Raw genomic sequence first — 20,002 nt, 5'->3', positions numbered from 1 at the left:
TTTACAACACTCCACTTACTTGATAAGCATTTTCTGTTTGTTTCTCAAACCAATGGATTTTTTCTCTAAAACGGACAACTTCTCCAATTACAATCATGCTCGGATTTTGAATTTGTTCTTTTTTCGCAACATCTACAATTGTCCCTAACGTCCCAACAACTGTGCGCTGCATAGACGTCGTTCCCTGTTCAATAATAGCAGCTGGCGTACTTTTATCTTTTCCATGCTTCAGAAGCTGCTCACATATGTAGGGTAAATTACTAACCCCCATATATACCGCTAAAGTCTCTACGCCTTTCGCTAAACTTTCCCATTTCACGTCTTCTTCAGCACCTTCTTTCCTATGCCCAGTCACAATAGCAAAACTTGCACTGGCATCACGATGTGTCACTGGAATACCAGCATAAGCAGGTGCAGCTATTCCAGACGAAATACCCGGGACGATCTCAAATGGTACACCTTGCTTCGCTAACGCTTCAGCTTCTTCCCCTCCTCTACCAAAGACAAATGGATCGCCGCCCTTAAGTCTTGTTACAATTTTTCCTTTTTTCGCATATTTAATAAGAAATGTATTAATTGTTTCTTGCTTCATCGTGTGATAATTTGGGAGTTTCCCGCAATAAATTAAATCCGCGTCAGGCTTTGCATATGAAAGCAACTCTTTATTCACGAGACGGTCGTATAAAATAACATCTGCCTTCTCAATACATTTCAATCCTTTAACAGTAATTAAATCTGGATCGCCAGGACCCGCTCCAACAATATAAACCTTCCCCATCATCTCTCCTCATTTCTACTATTAAAATGAAACTTCCATTCGTATATAAGAATGGAAGTTTTTATTTTTTCGTATTACTACTCTCTACTCATGAATAACAAATGCCGCACCTTTTCGAATCTTCTTTTTTTCAAACAAAGAAATCTCCTTTACCTCCGGCAACGGTAAAAAATGCTTTTCAAGCTCAATCTCTGCAAGCTTAAATGCCTGTTCTTCACTTTGAGCAACAACAACAATCGGAACAATATTATTCACTAATACAGCTTCAAATCGATATAAATCCATATTGCCCCCCTAAGACGCTATGACTTCTTCTAACACGTTATTTAACGCTATTTGTAATGTATCTACACCAACACGACCTACAAAATCATAAAATGTTTCGGCTGGTAATTTATTCTCTTTGAAATAACTTATAAATGATGCGAGTACATCAGGTAGATTCTCGCCATCTATTTTTCCTTTTAACTTTTGATTGTAGGCCCCGCCATCTAACAACGTTCCACCTACGTATATTTCAAACGCTTCAACAATTCCTTTTTCTTTCGTTTTCATTTTTACCCCTTGTAACCCAATGTCAGCAATTTGACGTTGACCACATGAATTCGGGCATCCTACCATATGAATTCGAACTGGAACATCGAGTGCAATTTGTGCATCTAAGTATTCTGCAATTTTTCGTAATCTTTCTTTCGTTTCTACTAGTGCAAGATTACAATATTCAATACCGGTACATGAAACCGCATGACCAATAAATGATTTCGGGCTTGCAGATATCGCTTCAAACAACGGTTCACTAAGTAATCCTGTTACATTTTCCGGCGGAACGTTCGGAATAATGAAATTTTGTGAATTACATGTACGAATTTGTCCGTTTCCATATTGCTTTGCAATTCTTGCAATCTCAAACATTTCTTCTGCATGTAAACGACCTACTGGTACATTAAAACCTACATATTTTAATCCCTCTTGTTTTTGGTCTTGAACACCATAAAAATAGCCTGCATTCCATCCTTTGAGTGCACTGTCTCCTTTACTTTGTAAAGGTCCTGTATACTCTATTAGTTTCTCTTTAAATTTCTCCGCTCCCCAGTCCGCAACAAGAAATTTCAAACGTGCTAAATGACGTTTCTCACGATATCCAAAATCACGGAATATAGTAGCAATCGCAATTGCCACCACCTTCACTTCTTCTGGTAAAACGAACACATCTAATTCATCAGCTAAATATGGACGGGCTGATAATCCTCCGCCTACTTTTATATGAAAACCAACTTTTTTCTCACCATCTATTTCTTTCGTAGCAGGTGTAAATGCAACACAGTTAATCTCTGCGTTTGCTGAGTTATAAATATTAGAGCTAATAGACATTTTAAATTTACGTGGCAAGTTAGAAAACTCTTCATTATGTTGGAAGTAGTCATATACCTCTTTCACAATATGTGTTGTATCAAATAGTTCATTTGCATCAATTCCAGCAAGTGGATTACCTGTAATATTTCGTGTTATATCACCGCAAGCCCCCGCTGAAGATAATCCAACTCTTGCTAATCTTTTAAAAATATCTGGAATTTGCTGGATTTCTAACCAATGAAACTGAATCGCCTGTCTCGTCGTAATATCTATTACATCGCGTCCATAATCTTCAGCGATAGAAGCAAGTACTTCTGCCTGCGCATTTGTAATAATCCCTGACGGAATATTTACCCGCATCATAAAATAGCCAGCTTCTTTTGGACGTTGTAAATACAATCCTGCCCATTTAAAGGCATCCCACTCTTCTTTCGGAATAGATTCGAATCCATTTTCCGCATAATAAGGAATATCATTAAAAATTTCTAATCCATCTTTTTCTAATTTATTTTTCTCCGTCTGATTTAATTTTTCATTGTTAGCCCATACTTTTTCATAACTCATTTTTAAATCCCCCTATATAAAGTGAAACTTTAATCAATCGGGTATTTACGGGCAGCCCGACTCCCACCTAACTTCCTTGCCCCAGCCGAATTTTGATGTGGAAGTTTTACTTCCCGGCAAATAGCGGGATAAAACTACGCTCTTGTAAGTACTTCACGATTTGTTCTGCACATTCTTCTATAGAATATTTGTGCGTTTCTACAATTAATTCCGCTTGCTCTGGCTCTTCATAAGGCGAATCAATACCTGTGAAATCCTTAATATCGCCTTTTCTTGCCTTTTTATAAAGTCCTTTCGGATCACGTTTCTCACACTCTTCAATCGGGCACTTCACAAAAATTTCAACAAATTCATCTGCCGCTAATAAATCTCTTACTTGTTTGCGGTCTACTCGAAATGGTGAAATAAACGCTGTAAGAACAACAGTACCTTGATCTACAAATAGCTTCGCCACTTCGCCAATACGTCTTATATTTTCCATACGATCACTTTCAGAAAATCCTAAGTCTTTATTTAAGCCATGGCGAATGTTATCTCCATCGAGCACATAATTTCCAATATTCTTTTCAAACAGTTTACGAGCGACCGCATTCGCTACTGTAGATTTACCCGAAGCTGATAAACCAGTAAACCAAATTACAAAACTGTGATGTCCATTCTTCAATCTTCTCTCATCTTTTGAAACCGAAGCTGTATGCCAAGTAATATTCGTATCCATCTCGTTCTCTCCCTATTCTGTTACTACTTCTTTTTGCAAACCTTTAATTAGCACTTCCACTACTTCTTTACGACTAAATGTACTTGGCGGAATTTCACCGTTTCTTAATAGTTCTCTTACTTTCGTACCCGATAAAATAACATGATCTTCTTTTCCATGCGGACATGTTTTCGTTGAAGCCATCGCTTCACATTTCGTGCAGTAAAAACTATGTTCAAAGAATAGTGGTGTAATTCCTAATTCTTCTATCGTAAAATTCGTAAAGATTTCCTGTGCTTCATACGTTCCGTAATAGTCTCCTACCCCGGCATGATCACGTCCCACAATAAAGTGGGTACATCCAAAATTCTTTCTTACTAACGCATGAAATATCGCTTCCCTTGGTCCTGCGTAACGCATTGCTGCAGGAAATACACTTAAAAAGACACGCTTTTTCGGATAATAGTTTTGAAGGAGTACTTCATAGCTTTCCATTCTTACATCAGCAGGAATATCATCCGATTTCGTTTCCCCCACGAGCGGATTTAAAAAGAGACCATCTACAATTTCAAGAGCAGATTTTTGAATATACTCATGGGCACGATGTACCGGGTTTCTCGTTTGAAATCCGACTACTGTTTTCCACCCACGTTTTTTAAATTCTTCTCTCGTTTCAATTGGGTCTAAATGATAAGAAGGAAATTGATTATTTTCAAAGCGTTTTGTTAGAATAATAGTTCCTCCAACGTAAACATTTGGTCGTTCATATAATTTTTTCACTCCTGGATGAGCCTCATCCGTTGTTTTATATACAAGTAACGCTTCTTTTTCTTTATCTGGTACAAAAATATCTTCTATTTGAATAACACCGTATATATTTCCATCGTTGACAAGCTTTACTTCCTCTCCAGCTTTCAAACTTTCTGCGACTTCTTCCGTTACCGGTAATGTAATCGGTATACTCCACACACTACCATTTGCTAAACGAAGCGTTTCTACGACTGAATCATAATCTTCCTTCCCTAAAAAACCAATAAGCGGGCTATATCCACCTGTCGCCAATAGTTCTAAATCACTTAAAGCAATATTGTCTAATTTAATTTCTTTTTCAATTTGTGATACGTCATATGTCTTATCTATACGGTTTACTAATTCATTTACTGTACTCATTTTCTATATCCCCTCTTAGCTTTATTTCAAGATTCATCTTATTGGTAATGAAGACCACATTCAGTTTTCACTTTCCCAGCCCATCTACCATCTCTTGAATCATTACCTTCTCCTACAGGTAATGTACATTTCTCACACCCAATACTTGGATATCCAATATCATGCAACGGGTTATATGGCAAACTATGTTTGTATACATATCGCCAAACTTCTTTCCACGTCCAATGAATGAGTGGACAAACTTTAATAGATTGAAAACGATGATCTTGATTTATAAACTTTGTATGCTTACGTGTTTCTGATTGTTCCCTTCTCAAGCCTGATATCCACGCTTTTTCCGCCGCTAATGATTTTTCTAACGGCAAAATTTTTCTAATTTTACAACACAGATTTGGATTGCTCTCCCATAGTTTTTCACCATGCAACTTCGCCTGTTCATCAAGTGTAAGCTCTGGCTGTTTTTCTATAATATTCAATGAAGGAAATCGTTCCCGCACTTTTTGAATTAATTCATACGTTTCATGAAAATGAACATTTGTATCCAAAAATACAACTTTAGCAGATGGATTTACTTGGTTTATAAGGTGCAGTAATACCATACCTTCCACCCCAAAGCTACATGCGTAGACGATCTCATCTTTATACTCTTTATAAGCCCAACTTAATACAGATAGCGCGCCTTTCGTTTCATCTTCTTCCGCAAATGAAACAACATTTTCTTCCCACGTTTCATACGTCAACATGTTTTTTCCCCCTGTAAAAGCAAAAAGACGGTTTTAACCTAATGAAATAGGTTAAAACCGCCTCTAGTTTTTCTAGTCAGCGCTTTTTACTTTAAACGTACTTTTTCACTTTTCTCTAACTGAATGACTTTTCCATCTTGCACAACAATTGTAATTGAACCATATTTCATATCAGCAAGCATCGCTTCAATCTTCTCGGATACTTCATCAAAATGTTCCCGTACACTCACGCGAACAGCCCCCCTTTTTATTCATAAAAAAAATCTTTCCCATTTCGAAAAGACTGTTCGGTAATATATTTTACCTTATCTTTCAAAATGGATTCCATTTTGCTGGATTTAGCACCTTGCTTTCTATAAGCAGGTTGCCGAGCTTCTTCGGGCCAGTTCCCTCCGCTTCTCTTGATAAGCTTTGTATTTGTATTTTATCACAATTCTGATTTTTTTCAATCCTAGTTTTCCGATATATTTTAATTATTTTATTTTACAAGGAAGGAATTGCCCTTCCGAACAATTCCTTTTCCTTACTTAAACAAGCTCTTTGATACGTATGCGATCGTTCCCAATAATATTTTCATATGTTTCACGCTCTACAACAATTTGTGATGTTCCCCCTTTTACAAAGACGACGGCTGGTCTCCGAATCCGATTATAATTATTCGCCATCGAGTATCCATATGCCCCTGTACAAGAAATTGCTAGTAAATCGGAAGAAGCAACTTTCGGTAAATGAATATCCCAAATCAGCATATCTCCACTCTCACAGCATTTCCCAGCAATCGAAACAAGTTCCTCATTCTCATCATTCCCTCGATTCGCTCGATTCGCTAACATCGCTTCGTAACGAGCACTATATAAAGCGGGTCTTAAATTATCTGTCATTCCACCATCGACTGATACATATTTCCGAATACCAGGAATATCTTTCACAGATCCAACTGTATAAATTGTCGTTCCAGCATCACCTACAATGCTACGGCCTGGTTCAACCCATATTTCTGGCAATGGATATTCACATACTGTAAATTGTTCCCTCACTGCACTTGTTACAGCTCGCACATATGTCTCAAGAGTTAATGGTGTATCCGATTCTGTGTATCGTATTCCAAATCCCCCGCCTACATTTAACACTTTTACTACATAGTTTGTTTGCTCTCTCACTTCTTCTAAAAATTGGCGAAGAACTTCAATTGCTCGAACAAAACCAGCTGTTTCAAATATTTGCGATCCGATATGTGAATGTATCCCTAACACATTATAATTGGATTTTTGTAATGCAAATTCAATTGCCTGCATCGCTTGACCGTTTGAAACGCCAAATCCAAATTTCGAATCATCTTGACCTGTTGTAATATATTCATGTGTGTGCGCCTCTACTCCAGGCGTTACACGAATTAATATGTTCACAAATTTTCCATGTTGCATCGCTAAATCGTGTAAAACTTCTAATTCAAAGAAATTATCTACGACAAAACAACCGATATCCGCCTGAAGAGCCATCACTATCTCGTCTTCTGTTTTATTATTTCCATGAAAATGAATACGTGATGCTGGAAATCCCGCTTGGAGCGCAGTATACAATTCTCCTCCAGAGACAACGTCTAATGACATATTTTCTTCACGAGCTACTCGGCACATCTCCATGCACAAGAACGCCTTGCTTGCATATGCTACTTGATAAGAGAAACCACTTTCTTTAAAAGCACGATGAAACGCGCGGCACTTTCCTCGAATAGACTCTTCATCGTATACATAAAGTGGTGTTCCGTATTGTTTTGCTAGCTGCGTCGTATCGCACCCTCCAATTTCTAAGTGTCCTTGCCCATTAATTCGGCTTGTGCCGTGTAAATACATTTAAATTCCTCCCTTATTTCCTCTAAAACTCATAACCCCAATCTTCTATTCATTGCAGCACGCTTTTAGATAGACAAAAAACGCGCGGAACAATGTTCACACGCGTTTCTTATTAGGAAAAATATATATTGAAAAAATAAACGAGTTGTTATCTCCTCAAAATAAGAAACCGCATCAACATCTCCAAATAGCTCTCCATAAAATAAATCTTATGACAGTACTACATTTATTCAATGCAGTCCCAATATATGAATAAGGTGGTCATTCTTATATTTCGGCAATAGTCCCTTTCAACCTATGATCACAGATTCCACTAAATCTCCCATAGCTTACTCTTTCCTATTGCGGCCTCTACCTTTGAGAGTAGATGAGGTAAGTCTATTTAATTTTCAAACATCTAATTGTTGCTATTAACAATACCAAAGGACCATTTTATTTGTCAAACAATTTTTTATATTGTTTTTTTACAGTTTAATTCCGTGTTATCTGGTAAGCGCTTTACTAATATCTTTGTTACTTCCCATTCGCCTTCTTCATTATTAAACGTAATTGTTACTTTTTCAAATGGTGGTACATTTTTCCCACCAACCCGTTCATACTTCGTCACTTCAATAACCGCTTGAAATAAATATGTACCACTATACACTTTTTTTAAACTAATAATTTTAGGACATTGATAAGGTTTCAAACTTCCATACTGTTTTTCAATTGCTTTATTTATTTTCGGAAATAAAACAGAATAAAGGGCATCTTCCATAAGAGGTGCATCATATTGCGCTACTGAAACACTCGGTGAAGTAAAAAATATAATACTACTGCATGCTATAAAATATAATAATTTTCGCATTATAACCTCCGTATTATCACGCGATTCTTTCTGCGTACGATAATTATCATACATAGAAATTCTATTTTATTGTCTCCCACAGCTCTTTTTCTACTCGATTATTATAAAAATGCCCACAACTCTCTTTTATTTTCGTATAATGATACTCATAGTATAATAATCATAATAACAAAAGACTGTTCGTATATATAAAATGAGTACTATTCAAACTGGCTCAGAAGAACTGTCATGCTTTTTAAGAGAGGAGTATATTATGCTACAACATCTGTTTCCAAAACTGCGATTTGCACTCGTTGCAGTCGTTTTATTATGGATTAAAACATATATTGTGTACAAGCTAGCGTTTGATATAAAAATTGATAATTTCTTTGAAGAATTTATGCTTTTTATTAATCCACTAGCTGCGTTACTTTTATTTTTCGGCTTAGCTTTACTAGCATCTAAGCACCGAAACCGAATTATAATTGGAACCAGTTTTATACTGTCATTTATTTTATTTGGCAATGCAATGTTTTATGGGTTTTATAACGATTTCGTTACTTTCCCAGTTTTATTTCAAACAAACAATATGGCTGATTTAGGGACAAGTATAAAAGAACTCTTTACGTACAAAACATTACTTTTATTTGCAGATGCAATTATTTTAATGTTTATTTCGCGTAAATTCCCATCATTTGGTGATAAAACACCACTTTCCCGCTCAGAGAAGCGAACTTTCTTTAGCGGTGTAACAGCTTTATTAGCACTACAAATTGTTGTATCCGTTATTTATAAACCACAAATGTTCTCACGCTCATTTGATCGTCAAACTGTCGTGAAAAATTTAGGTTTATACACATATCATCTATTTGATATTACGCTTCAATCCAAATCTTCAGCTGAGCGTGTATTTGCAAGTGGCGATGGGTTTTCTGAAATTAAAAACTATACAGACTCAAAAGATAAGCAGGTTGATAAAAACTTATTTGGAGCTGCAAAAGGTAAAAATGTAATTTTAATTTCAATGGAATCTACACAAAGCTTTGTTATTAATAAAAAAATAAATGGAAAAGAAATTACACCATTTTTAAATGAATTTATTAAGGATAGTTTCTATTTCGATAACTTCTATCATCAAACTGGACAAGGTAAAACTTCTGATGCTGAATTTATCGTTGAAAACTCACTTTATCCGCTAGATCGTGGTTCTGTATTCTTTACTCATGCAACAAATGAATACACAGCTACACCAGAACAATTAAAAAAATACGGATATTCTTCTGCCGTCTTCCATTCAAACGATAAAACGTTTTGGAATCGGGATATAATGTATCCTGCGCTTGGATATGATCGCTACTTTAATTTAAATGATTATGCAGGAACGGAACAAATGTCTGTCGGGTGGGGATTAAAAGATAAAGAGTTCTTTGAACAATCTATTCCAAAGTTAAAATCTTTACCGCAACCGTTCTATACAAAATTTATTACATTAACAAATCATTTTCCGTTTCTTCTAAATCCGGAAGATCAATATGTTGATGAATTCAACTCGGAAAGTGGTGTTGTAAACCGCTACTTCCCAACTGTTCGTTACACAGATGAAGCTCTTAAATTATTTATTAAACAATTAAAAGAAGAAGGACTGTATGATAATACCGTTATTGTCATTTATGGTGATCATTACGGTATTTCTGAAAACCATAACGCAGCTATGGCCCAGTTCCTAGGAAAAGATACTATTACACCATTCGATTCTATGCAATTACAACGCGTACCTCTCATTATTCATGTGCCTGGTCAAGAAGGAAAAGTCATTTCTAAAGTATCCGGTCAAATTGATATTAAGCCAACGCTCCTTCATTTACTTGGTATTAAGACAAATAAATCAGTTGAATTTGGAACTGACTTATTTATTAAAGAAGAAGATCCGCTTATGGTAATGCGTGATGGTAGCTTTGTTTCTGACGAATATGTTTATACAAAAAATATGTGCTACAAAAGAAGTACGGGTGAAGAAGCTGATATGACGCTATGTCAGCCGTACATTGAAAAAGCAAAAACAGAATTAAAATTCTCCGACAAATTAATTTATGGAGATTTATTACGTTTCGATCCTAACAATCAATATAAAACCGGAACGATGACAACGAAATTTGAATAAAAAGAGGAAGCAACTTTATGCAAGTTGCTTCCTCTTTTTATTTCCACTTATTTTTCAAACCATCCTTCTATGAAATCTTTCACAAATTGGTAATTTCTTTCGTATGAGGAATAAATTTATGGTATGATAAAATAAGTAAACTTTCATACACTAATTAAGAATTCATTACAGAAAGCAAGGGATCAGATTTTGTATAGAGCAGCTATTCCAAACTTATTTACGCTCGGAAATTTATATAGCGGATTTTTATCAATCGGCTATGCATCTTTAGGATATTATAAATCAGCTGCTATTTTAGTACTTATCGGGATGATGTTAGATAGTCTTGATGGTCGTGTTGCTCGTTTATTACGTGTTGATTCACAAATGGGAAAAGAGCTCGACTCGCTTGCAGATGTCGTAACATTTGGTGCAGCACCTGCTGTTTTAATGTATTACACATCTTTCTCAAACTACGGAATCATCGGACTATACATAGCGGGATTATTCCCTCTTTTCGGAGCATATCGTTTAGCACGATTTAATGTAACACCATCTTCTACTTCAATGAAATATTTCACTGGGGTACCGATTACAGCAGCGGGAGGGCTTGTTGCTTTCTTAACATTATTTTCACATACCATTCCAAAAATCGTTCTTATTACAGTATTTGTAACGTTCGCATTTTTAATGGTGAGCCGCATTCGTATCCCAAGTTTAAAAGATGTACCAATTCCACGATATAGCATCATTATTACACTATTTTTAGTGGGAATCATTATCACAATGTATCAAACAGGATTTGGCAATTTTTCTGTTTTCTTATTCATTGCTATTCCACTATATATTTTGTACATGCTATCTCAATTCATTAGACAAAGACCTTCTAAAAAAGCAAATAAAGAAAAATAAGAAAACCTTCCGAGTCCGGAAGGTTTCTTTTTATTTTGTAACTAATACTTTTTGATTTACAGGTGTTACTGGCTCTTCGCCGTTTAATACAGCTAAAATATTTCTGACAGCCATTTCAGCCATCGCATCACGAGTTTCAAATGTTGCATTTCCTACATGAGGAGCAAGTACTACATTCTTTAATCCTTTTAGCTCTTCTGTAATTTTCGGTTCAAATTCAAATACGTCAAGAGCTGCTCCTTCAATTTCATTCGTTTTTAATGCATGAGCTAATGCCGCTTCATTCATAATTGGTCCACGTGAAGCATTTACAATATACGCTGTTTTCTTCATCATTTTAAACTGCTCTTCATCAATCATATGGTGGAATTTCGGATTATACGCACAGTTAATTGTAATAAAGTCTGCTGTTTGTAATAATTCTTCCAACGTCACATATGTTGCTTCCAGTTCACTTTCAGCTTCAGGCTTACGATTTGGTCCTGTATATAAAACATTCATTCCAAATGCTTTCGCACGTTTTGCAACTGCCTTCCCGATTTCTCCAAGACCAATAATTCCAATTGTTTTACCGTGGACTTCTCGGCCTAAGAAAAATAACGGTGCCCATCCGTTAAATCCAGTCGTACGACATAACGTATCCCCTTCAGGAATTCTACGTGCCGCTGCTAAAAGAAGTGCAAATGTTAATTCTGCAGTCGCTTCCGTTGATACTTTCGGTGTATTCGATACTACAATTCCTTTATCGCCCGCATACGTGTAATCAATATTGTCGTAACCAGCACCATAGTTTGCAACAATCTTTAAATGAGGTGCTGCATCAATAACTTCTTTTGGCACCTTTGTCGAAAGTAAACTTAACAATGCATCTTTATCTTTTACACGCTCTGTTAATTCATCTATAGAAATTAACTCCTCTTTATCGTACATTTCCACATCATGATCTTTTAATAGTTCTAATCCAATTTCCGGAATTTTTCCCGCTACTAATATTTTTGCCACTACTAACACCTCTTCTATAGAAAATAAGATATCTCTTATATTTCATTGTAAGAAATCCACATATAAAAACCAAGGAATTTGATTATAGTTTTGAAAATCGACACTTTTCCATGAAAAAAGAGGAGATGCAACTCTCCCCTCTTCTTACGCTTTTTCTTGCGATTCTTTTCCGAGCTTCACATCAATCGTTCCTTCTGCAACCGTATCACTAATTTGCTCCTCAATAACTGATTGAGATGCAGCATTCGTTTCAGAAGTATAAGCTTGTTGCTCTACCCCTTGTACATTTTGTTTATTTTGTTGTTTCGCCATTTCTTACCCTCCTTTTCATTCTTTCTTATTTTGAACAAAAAGGACGGTTTTCATCAAAAAATCGCGTTTCATTTTGAAATTGTTACTTCTTCTTCAAGCAGTCTCATTACTCTTACTCGTTTCTTAAATGTTGCGATTTGAGTAATACCGTGAGCTCGTAATGTTTGTACATTTTCGTGTACATAGTTCCCTAAATCATTTGGATAATGGGCATCCGAAGAAACCGTAATTGGAACACCATATTTAGCTAATACTTGTAAATATAATGGACTTGGGCACATTTCACGAACAGGATAACGATAGTACAATCCTGCATTTATTTCTGTTGCCGTATTCGTTTCTACTAATGCACAGGCAATCTCCTTATAATAAGAAAGCTGTTCATTCTCATCCAATCGATAATTAAATACCTTTATGTTATCAAGATGAGCGATAATATCAAATAACTTGGAACGAACCGCACTCTCAACCGTTTTAAAAAACGTATCGTATAATGCGCGTAGGTCATGTTCCTCAAAATATTCTTTCGTATCTGGATTATCAAATCCCCAGCCATTTAAAAAATGAACGGAACCAATTATATAATCAAATTCGCCTAGTGCTAATAATTTTTTCAACTCTTCTTCACAACCAAGAAAATAATCCGCTTCAATTCCAAGTTTAAGTGTGACACCTCTTTTACTCCATCGTTCTTTCGCCTCTTCAATTGCCTTTGTAAAATCATATAGTGAAGTTACCCTTACTTGGTCTAGCCATTCCTTTTGTATACGACCAAGCTTAGAATCACTAATATCTACATATTTTTCATAATATCCTTTCGCCTCATGAAAACGGTATAGATGATCAACAATTCCCACTTCTTTTATTCCTTTTCGCACAGCTTCTTCTAAATAGAGATCCATCCATTCTGTTGTAAATGGCCCTTCCTTCACACGCTTATGCAAACGTTCTTGTGTTTTCATAAGCCAATCAATAGAATGCCTTTCTTGAAGCGGCTCATAACATTCCAGTGCTTCATTTATTTTAGCAAGCCATCCTATTGAATACGGTCCTTCTTCTAAGTGAAGATGGTAATCCACTTTCATATACATTCCCCCTTATAATGTATCTATTTCCCTTCTATCCCCAACTCTCGAAATCTTTCCATTTCGTTCCTTCACCTCTCGCATGACCTCTTCCAATGCAATATTTTTTTCAGCTAATAAAACGAAACAGTGATAAAATACATCAACCATTTCTTTCACTATTTCTTCTCTATCATTGTTTTTACATGCGATAATTAATTCGGAACATTCCTCACCAATTTTCTTTAAAATTTTATCCTCTCCTTTTGAAAATAAATAATTTGTATATGATTCAGGAAGTGGGCTTTCCTTTCGTTCTTCAATTGTTTTATACAGCAACTTAAAGGCATTTTCCATATGTATCCCCCTATATAATTTGATAGTGAAAACATGTCTTCTTCCCAGTATGACAAGCAGGTCCTACTTGTTTCACATTCACAACAATTGAATCTTGATCACAATCTAAGTATAGAGATTGCACATATTGAACATTTCCTGATGTTTCTCCCTTATTCCATAACGATTGCCTCGAACGAGAATAAAACCATGTTCGTTTCGTCTCTAACGTTTTTTCATATGCTTCTTCATTCATATAAGCTAGCATTAAAACTTCTTTCGTATCTTCTTCGATGACAATTGCCGGTATTAATCCTTTCGAAAAATTAGGTTTCATAATCGCACCTCAACATTTGCATCTCTTAATTTTCGCTTTACACTCTGCACTGTCGCCTCACCATAATGAAATATGGATGCCGCTAACGCTGCATCAACTGTTGTCTTTTGAAAAACTTCTATAATGTGATCCGTATGACCACAGCCCCCTGATGCGATGACTGGAACGGAAACACTGTTTGAAACTTCTTCTGTTAAACGAAGGTCATATCCGTTTTTCGTTCCATCTGCATCCATACTCGTTAACAAAATTTCGCCTGCCCCGAGCTTAACAACACACTTCGCCCATTCTATTGCATCCATTCCTGTGTCAACTCTTCCGCCATTGACGTATACATTCCATTTATCTTCTGCTACTTTTTTAGCGTCGATTGCTACAACAATACATTGTGATCCAAAGTGTTCTGCCCCTTCATTGATTAACTTCGGATTTCGCACTGCCGCTGAGTTTATTGAAACTTTGTCTGCTCCAGCTCTTAGTAAATTGTACATATCTTTCACACTTGAAATCCCCCCGCCAACCGTAAGAGGTATAAATACTTTTGCAGCTGTTTTTTCTACAACATCTATAATCGTTTTTCTTCCTTCATGGGTCGCCGTAATATCTAAAAATACGATTTCATCTGCCCCTGCCTCGTTATATACTTCAGCTATTTCAACCGGATCACCGACATCTTGTAACCCTATAAAATTTACACCCTTTACGACTCTCCCTTCTTTCACATCTAGACATGGAATAATTCGTTTCGCTAACATAACTTCGTTACCTGTAACACTTCTTCTAAATCAATCGTTTTCTCGTAAAGCGCCTTTCCAATTATGACACCATATATATTCATATCATTTAATCTTTTCACATCTTGAATAGATGCCACTCCTCCTGAGGCAATGATACGAATGCCCACACTTTTTTGAAGTAACGCTAATTGTTCAAAATTTGGCCCGGCAAGCGTCCCATCTTTCGAAATATCTGTAAATACAATCGTTTGAACACCTAAACTTTCCATTTGTTTCGCTAAACTAATATAAGAAATTTCAGACAGATCAAGCCAACCTCTCGTTGCTACGAAACCATTTTTCGCATCAATTCCAACAATAATTTTCTCTTTATATAGGCGAACCGCTTCCTCTAAAAATGACTTATCATAAAGAGCCGCTGTTCCTAAAATCACTTTTTCTACACCTACTGACAATAACTTTTCCACCATTACAAGTGAACGAACCCCTCCTCCAACTTGCACAGGAATACGTACCGCCTTGCAAATTTTTTCAATGACGGGCAAATTTAACGACTCGCCAGCAATTGCACCGTCTAAATCAACAATGTGTAGTATTTCCGCTCCAAACTTTTCAAATATGATTGCCTGTGCTACCGGATCTTCATTCATAACCGTTTCTTTACTAAATTCTCCTTGATAAAGTCTAACGCATCGCCCTTCTTTTAAATCGATAGCTGGGAAGATCTCCATACTTCTACCACCCCTTTAAAATTTTTTAATATTTGCATGCCAATTGCGCCACTTTTTTCAGGATGAAATTGTGCACCAAATACATTTCCTTTCGCTACAAATCCTGGCACTTGCATTCCATAATCACTTACTCCGCATACAATTTCCTCTGGACAATCCGCATAATAAGAATGAACATAATATACGAAAGAACCATTCTCTAATCCATTCCAAAGTGGAAATTCTCTTTCCTTCCTTAATTCATTCCATCCCATATGAGGAATTTTATACGAAACCTTTAACTTACGAATTTCTCCCGGCAGTAAACCTAATCCGTTACAATCTTTTAGTTCCTCACTTCGTTCAAACAAAAGCTGCATACCTAAACATATACCAAGGAACGGTTTTCCTATATCACCAATTTCTTTTAGTACACACACTAAATCCCTTTCTTCTAATACGTCCATCGCTTTCGGAAATGCACCTACTCCCGGTAAGATTACGCCATCACTTCTCAATATCTCTTCTTTATCACTCGTTACAATGTGCTCTGCCCCAATATATTTTAATGCTTGCTCTACACTGCGAATATTCCCCATTCCATAATCTATAATAGCAATCAATTACAACATCCCTTTCGTTGAATTTACACCTGTAATATTGGCATTTTTTTCGACTGCTTCTCTAAGCGCCCTACCAAAAGCTTTAAATAACGCTTCAATTTTGTGATGTGTATTACTTCCGTATAGAATGCGTGCATGTAACGTAATATTGGCAGCATGGGCAACTGCTCTAAAAAACTCTTCCGTTAATTCTGTATCAAAATCTCCGAGCTTTGGATTTTCCAGTTCTCCTTGAAATACACAATATGAGCGTCCACTTATATCAATTGCGATAAACCCTAAAGATTCATCCATCGGTACATACGCTGAGCCGTAACGGTTAATCCCCTCTTTATTTTGCAATGCTTCTTTCAAGCAATTTCCGAGTACAATTCCAACATCTTCAACAGTGTGATGTGCATCGACAAACACATCACCTTCCGCCTCAACTTGCAATCCAAATCTTCCATGTCTAGCAAATAAAGTTAGCATATGATCGAAGAAACCAACCCCCGTTCGAATAGATACATTCGTACTTTCATCAAGCTGCAAACTTAATTTAATTTTTGTTTCTGTCGTCTCACGTACTTGGCTGGACTGACGCATTATTTTTCCTCCTCAAACCTCATTTGGATTGCTCTTGCATGTGCATGTAACCCTTCTTTATTGGCAAGCTCTACAATATGATGCTGTACACTTTTTAAAGCTTCCTCCGTATAAGAAATAAAACTTGATTTTTTCACGAAATCATCAACTGATAACGGAGAAAAAAATCTCGCTGTTCCGCTTGTCGGTAATACGTGATTCGGTCCTGCCAAATAATCCCCGAGCGGTTCAGGTGCATATGGTCCAAGGAAAATAGATCCTGCATGTTTCACATAATCTAGAGCATTCATCGGTTCTTTTATATGTAACTCTAAATGTTCTGGAGCAATTTCATTTGATAATTGGAATGCCTCCTCTAAAGAAGGAACTATAAAGATAGCTCCATTTCTATTTATCGATTCACGTGCGATTTCACTTCTTGGTAACGTTTCTAACTGTTTTTCTATCTCTTTTTCTACTTCTTTAGCTAGTTTCATATTCGTTGTAATACAAATCGCCGTTGCTCTCTCGTCATGCTCTGCTTGCGATAATAAATCCGCTGCGATATATTTTGCATTACCTGTTTCATCAGCGACAACTACAATTTCTGATGGACCAGCAATCATATCGATGTTTACAATGCCGTATACTTCTCGCTTCGCTAGAGCGACATACAAATTTCCCGGTCCAACTATTTTATCCACTTTCGGAATCGATTCCGTCCCATATGCTAAAGCAGCAATTCCTTGAGCTCCACCTAGTGTATAAATTTCATCTACCCCCGCAAGATTTGCAGCAACTAATATATGCGGATCAATTCCTCCTTTCCTCGGTGGTGTTACCATGACAATATTTTTCACACCCGCAAGTTTCGCTGGTAATACATTCATTAATACTGAAGAAGGATACGAGGCTGTCCCGCCCGGTACATATACACCTACATTTTCTAACGGCCGAATGAGCTGCCCTCTAATTATGCCTTTACTTTCACAATCGAATATCGATTGTCTCTTTTGCTTTTCGTGATACGAGACAATATTTTTCTTTGCCTCTTTTAACGCTTCTAAAAATGAATTCTCTACAAACATACTTGCTTGCTGTATTTCTTCTTCTCTTATACGAAAATCTTTCATCTCTACATCATCAAACTTTTTTGTATAGAAAGATAAAGCCTCATCTTTACCCTCCCTTACATTTCGAATGATTTCTCTTACACTTCTTTGAACAGTTTCTTCTATTATATTAGCGTTTTCTCTTAGCACTTTTATTTTAGATAATGCCTCCTTAAAGTCTTCATAAATGATTTCCATTTTAAGTCCTCCTATTTCCCTGATAAGATTTCTTGCTCCACCATATTTATAATACTGAATATTTCGTCTTTTTTAGTTTTTAAGGCCGCCTTATTTACAATCATCCGAGCCGATATAGAGTGCATTTCCTCAAATACAATGAGTCCATTCTCTTGTAATGTTTTTCCTGTTTCAACAATATCTACAATCGCATCTGCCAATCCGAGAAGAGGCGCGATTTCTACAGAACCTTCTATTTTAATAATTTCTACATCCTCTCCCTTATCATGAAAATAAGTAGAAGTAATATGTGGGTATTTCGTAGCAATTCTTTTCTTCCGATAACTCTTCGGATTATACGTAGGAATAGAAGCGACACAAAACTTACAAATCCCCACTCCTAAATCCAGCATTTCATAAATATCTTTCTCGTTTTCCATTAAAATATCTTTTCCAACGATCCCAATATCAGCTACCCCATGTTCTACATAAGTAGCAACATCTACCGCTTTTACTAAAATAAATGAAACATTTGTGTTTTTACTTTGAAATACAAGCTTCCGGCCTTTATTTTTAAGCTCAGAACAATCAATTCCAATCTGCTCAAAAAGTGGAATTACATGTTTTTCTAATCTTCCTTTCGTTAACGCAATTTGAATGTTACGCATGAAGTCTCTCCTTCTTTCTGGACTACCCATTTCTCATTCCATACATATTCCACTAAGTATTCATTCTTTGCCTCAACGACTGTTCCTACTTTATTTTTTCTTGCAAATTGAAAGGTATCACTTAAATTAGAGAATAAAGATAGCCAGGCATTCTTCCCGTCCTTTCGAAGTAAATTTCGTAATCTTTCTGCTTCTGCTAATCTATTTAACTCATAATGAATCACAACATCAATTTGATTTCGTTCATATGGTTGTTGCTGCTCTTGCAGCGCCTTCACAATTTGATTTACTTGTACCGCGAGTCCAACAGCCGGCAGCATTTCTCCAAAATTTCCGATTAACTCGTCATATCTTCCGCCACTAACGATTTCTTCCCCAATTTCATATATATATCCTTTGAAAATAACACCCGTATAGTAATCTAAGTGTTGAATCATGCCCAAATCAATTGATATGTAGGAGCCATATCCTAACGTTTCAATTGTTTCATACATTTCTTTTACTCTTGCAATTGCCATTTTCATTTCATTACTTGAAGCGAGTTTTTCTGCTTCCTCAATAACTTCTAAATTCCCAAATAGCCTTGGCAATTTCTCAAGTAATCTTACTGTCTCATCACATCGATCTAATTTCCTTTCTCCAATGAAATTTGAGAGGGCGGCATAATTTTTACTTTCTATATACGTTCTAAGTACCCTTTCTTCTTCATCATGGATGGAGAGTTTTTTTACAATACATTTATATAACTGTACTTGCCCAATCTCAATTGTAAAAGATTGCACCTTCAACTTTTTAAGTGCTTGAATGACGCTTATTACGCATTCAATTTCAGCTCTTACATTATCAATCCCGATAATTTCAATACCACTTTGGACGATTTCATTATATTTGCCCGAATGAGACTCATTCGCTCGAAATACATTCCCGCTATACGTCACTTTAAGTGACGTATCCCATCTCTGTGTTCCAATAACTCTCGCCAAAGGAATTGTCATATCTGGACGCAAGACGATAATCCGTCCCTTTTCATCAAAAAATTTATACATCTTCTCTTCATCTATCGGTCTATTTTGAAAGGCAAAAACATCATAAAATTCAATTGTAGGTGTCCTTATTTCCTCATAACCTCGCTCTAAAAAAGTACGTCTTAATTTTTGCTCCACTTCTTCAATTAACGTACATTCTTCGAATAAATAGTCTCTCGTTCCATTTGGATTTGCTCGTTTCCATTTTGTCATCTAAATTCTCACACCTTTCCCTTTCTAATGTATGCCTATTTCATTCACCTAAACCGAAAATAAAAAGAGCCTTGTAGACAAAATAC

At 36.2% G+C, this 20,002-nt stretch carries 23 protein-coding genes and 2 riboswitches; of the genes, 2 read left to right on the top strand and 21 right to left on the bottom strand.

Features of this window, described 5'->3' with window-relative positions; all coding sequences use genetic code 11:
- Position 1: 1 nt before the first annotated feature.
- The 9 genes from cobA to COK05_RS13745 all read right to left on the bottom strand — a co-directional run bounded on the left by cobA (position 2) and on the right by COK05_RS13745 (position 8,005).
- Positions 2 to 778 carry a uroporphyrinogen-III C-methyltransferase gene (gene cobA / locus COK05_RS13785; RefSeq protein WP_098613016.1) on the bottom strand — a complete coding sequence of 259 codons (777 nt, stop codon included), beginning with the start codon at positions 776 to 778 and terminating at the stop codon, positions 2 to 4.
- Between the two features lie 84 nt (positions 779 to 862).
- Complete coding sequence (locus tag COK05_RS13780) at positions 863 to 1,063, bottom strand: DUF3906 family protein (RefSeq protein ID WP_098613015.1); 201 nt, start codon at positions 1,061 to 1,063, stop codon at positions 863 to 865.
- Between the two features lie 9 nt (positions 1,064 to 1,072).
- Positions 1,073 to 2,695 (bottom strand): nitrite/sulfite reductase, encoded by a 1,623-nt coding sequence (locus tag COK05_RS13775; protein WP_098613014.1) that lies wholly within the window; start codon positions 2,693 to 2,695, stop codon positions 1,073 to 1,075.
- A gap of 106 nt (positions 2,696 to 2,801) precedes the next feature.
- Entirely contained in the window at positions 2,802 to 3,413 is a 612-nt protein-coding gene (gene cysC / locus COK05_RS13770) for an adenylyl-sulfate kinase (RefSeq protein ID WP_098613013.1), read from the bottom strand.
- A gap of 12 nt (positions 3,414 to 3,425) precedes the next feature.
- Positions 3,426 to 4,562 carry a sulfate adenylyltransferase gene (sat, locus tag COK05_RS13765; RefSeq protein ID WP_098613012.1) on the bottom strand — a complete coding sequence of 379 codons (1,137 nt, stop codon included), beginning with the start codon at positions 4,560 to 4,562 and terminating at the stop codon, positions 3,426 to 3,428.
- A gap of 38 nt (positions 4,563 to 4,600) precedes the next feature.
- Positions 4,601 to 5,305 carry a phosphoadenylyl-sulfate reductase gene (locus tag COK05_RS13760; RefSeq protein WP_098613011.1) on the bottom strand — a complete coding sequence of 235 codons (705 nt, stop codon included), beginning with the start codon at positions 5,303 to 5,305 and terminating at the stop codon, positions 4,601 to 4,603.
- A gap of 86 nt (positions 5,306 to 5,391) precedes the next feature.
- Positions 5,392 to 5,535, bottom strand: a complete 144-nt coding sequence (locus COK05_RS13755; RefSeq protein ID WP_000116158.1) for a YezD family protein — start codon at positions 5,533 to 5,535, stop codon at positions 5,392 to 5,394.
- Between the two features lie 72 nt (positions 5,536 to 5,607).
- A riboswitch (SAM riboswitch) is annotated at positions 5,608 to 5,716 on the bottom strand.
- Positions 5,717 to 5,832: 116 nt separating this feature from the next.
- On the bottom strand, positions 5,833 to 7,158 hold the full coding sequence (lysA, locus tag COK05_RS13750; protein WP_098613010.1) for a diaminopimelate decarboxylase: 1,326 nt from the start codon (positions 7,156 to 7,158) through the stop codon (positions 5,833 to 5,835).
- 180 nt (positions 7,159 to 7,338) lie between these two features.
- Positions 7,339 to 7,520: riboswitch (Lysine riboswitch) on the bottom strand.
- Positions 7,521 to 7,609: 89 nt separating this feature from the next.
- Positions 7,610 to 8,005, bottom strand: a complete 396-nt coding sequence (locus COK05_RS13745; protein WP_176539438.1) for a DUF3888 domain-containing protein — start codon at positions 8,003 to 8,005, stop codon at positions 7,610 to 7,612.
- A 253-nt stretch (positions 8,006 to 8,258) separates the two neighbouring features.
- On the opposite strand from COK05_RS13745, the gene COK05_RS13740 reads away from it, so the two are divergent.
- A complete protein-coding gene (locus COK05_RS13740; RefSeq protein ID WP_098613008.1) occupies positions 8,259 to 10,145 on the top strand; it encodes an LTA synthase family protein in 1,887 nt (628 codons plus the stop codon).
- 189 nt (positions 10,146 to 10,334) lie between these two features.
- The gene (pssA, locus tag COK05_RS13735; protein WP_000285417.1) at positions 10,335 to 11,036 is read left to right on the top strand and encodes a CDP-diacylglycerol--serine O-phosphatidyltransferase; all 702 of its coding nucleotides are present in this window, start codon (positions 10,335 to 10,337) and stop codon (positions 11,034 to 11,036) included.
- A gap of 30 nt (positions 11,037 to 11,066) precedes the next feature.
- On the opposite strand, the gene COK05_RS13730 is transcribed toward pssA, so the two are convergent.
- The 12 genes from COK05_RS13730 to COK05_RS13675 all read right to left on the bottom strand — a co-directional run bounded on the left by COK05_RS13730 (position 11,067) and on the right by COK05_RS13675 (position 19,916).
- The gene (locus COK05_RS13730; RefSeq protein WP_098613007.1) at positions 11,067 to 12,038 is read right to left on the bottom strand and encodes an NAD(P)-dependent oxidoreductase; all 972 of its coding nucleotides are present in this window, start codon (positions 12,036 to 12,038) and stop codon (positions 11,067 to 11,069) included.
- A gap of 144 nt (positions 12,039 to 12,182) precedes the next feature.
- Positions 12,183 to 12,350: a YozQ family protein gene (locus COK05_RS13725; RefSeq protein WP_098613006.1), complete on the bottom strand. Its 168-nt coding sequence runs from the start codon at positions 12,348 to 12,350 to the stop codon at positions 12,183 to 12,185.
- Positions 12,351 to 12,418: 68 nt separating this feature from the next.
- Entirely contained in the window at positions 12,419 to 13,435 is a 1,017-nt protein-coding gene (locus COK05_RS13720; RefSeq protein WP_098613005.1) for a histidinol phosphate phosphatase domain-containing protein, read from the bottom strand.
- Positions 13,436 to 13,447: 12 nt separating this feature from the next.
- A complete protein-coding gene (hisE, locus tag COK05_RS13715; RefSeq protein ID WP_098613004.1) occupies positions 13,448 to 13,771 on the bottom strand; it encodes a phosphoribosyl-ATP diphosphatase in 324 nt (107 codons plus the stop codon).
- Positions 13,772 to 13,781: 10 nt separating this feature from the next.
- A complete protein-coding gene (hisI, locus tag COK05_RS13710) occupies positions 13,782 to 14,087 on the bottom strand; it encodes a phosphoribosyl-AMP cyclohydrolase (RefSeq protein WP_098613003.1) in 306 nt (101 codons plus the stop codon).
- The gene (gene hisF, locus COK05_RS13705) at positions 14,084 to 14,842 is read right to left on the bottom strand and encodes an imidazole glycerol phosphate synthase subunit HisF (RefSeq protein ID WP_098613002.1); all 759 of its coding nucleotides are present in this window, start codon (positions 14,840 to 14,842) and stop codon (positions 14,084 to 14,086) included. Before hisF ends, hisI begins: the two co-directional genes overlap by 4 nt.
- The gene (gene hisA / locus COK05_RS13700) at positions 14,836 to 15,555 is read right to left on the bottom strand and encodes a 1-(5-phosphoribosyl)-5-[(5-phosphoribosylamino)methylideneamino]imidazole-4-carboxamide isomerase (RefSeq protein ID WP_098613001.1); all 720 of its coding nucleotides are present in this window, start codon (positions 15,553 to 15,555) and stop codon (positions 14,836 to 14,838) included. The genes hisF and hisA overlap by 7 nt, the downstream gene beginning before the upstream one ends.
- Entirely contained in the window at positions 15,528 to 16,157 is a 630-nt protein-coding gene (gene hisH / locus COK05_RS13695; protein WP_098613000.1) for an imidazole glycerol phosphate synthase subunit HisH, read from the bottom strand. Before hisH ends, hisA begins: the two co-directional genes overlap by 28 nt.
- Positions 16,158 to 16,742 (bottom strand): imidazoleglycerol-phosphate dehydratase HisB, encoded by a 585-nt coding sequence (gene hisB / locus COK05_RS13690; protein WP_098612999.1) that lies wholly within the window; start codon positions 16,740 to 16,742, stop codon positions 16,158 to 16,160.
- Complete coding sequence (gene hisD / locus COK05_RS13685) at positions 16,742 to 18,031, bottom strand: histidinol dehydrogenase (RefSeq protein ID WP_098612998.1); 1,290 nt, start codon at positions 18,029 to 18,031, stop codon at positions 16,742 to 16,744. Before hisD ends, hisB begins: the two co-directional genes overlap by 1 nt.
- Positions 18,032 to 18,042: 11 nt before the next feature.
- Complete coding sequence (gene hisG, locus COK05_RS13680; RefSeq protein ID WP_098612997.1) at positions 18,043 to 18,678, bottom strand: ATP phosphoribosyltransferase; 636 nt, start codon at positions 18,676 to 18,678, stop codon at positions 18,043 to 18,045.
- Positions 18,654 to 19,916 (bottom strand): ATP phosphoribosyltransferase regulatory subunit, encoded by a 1,263-nt coding sequence (locus COK05_RS13675; RefSeq protein WP_098612996.1) that lies wholly within the window; start codon positions 19,914 to 19,916, stop codon positions 18,654 to 18,656. The genes hisG and COK05_RS13675 overlap by 25 nt, the downstream gene beginning before the upstream one ends.
- Positions 19,917 to 20,002: the final 86 nt, after the last annotated feature.

The organism is Bacillus cereus, assembly GCF_002567495.1.
In the GTDB taxonomy this organism is placed as follows: Bacteria; Bacillota; Bacilli; order Bacillales; family Bacillaceae_G; genus Bacillus_A; species Bacillus_A cereus_AQ.
Note: the sequence above shows the minus strand (reverse complement) of the source record. Positions and strands in the feature narration are given on the sequence as shown.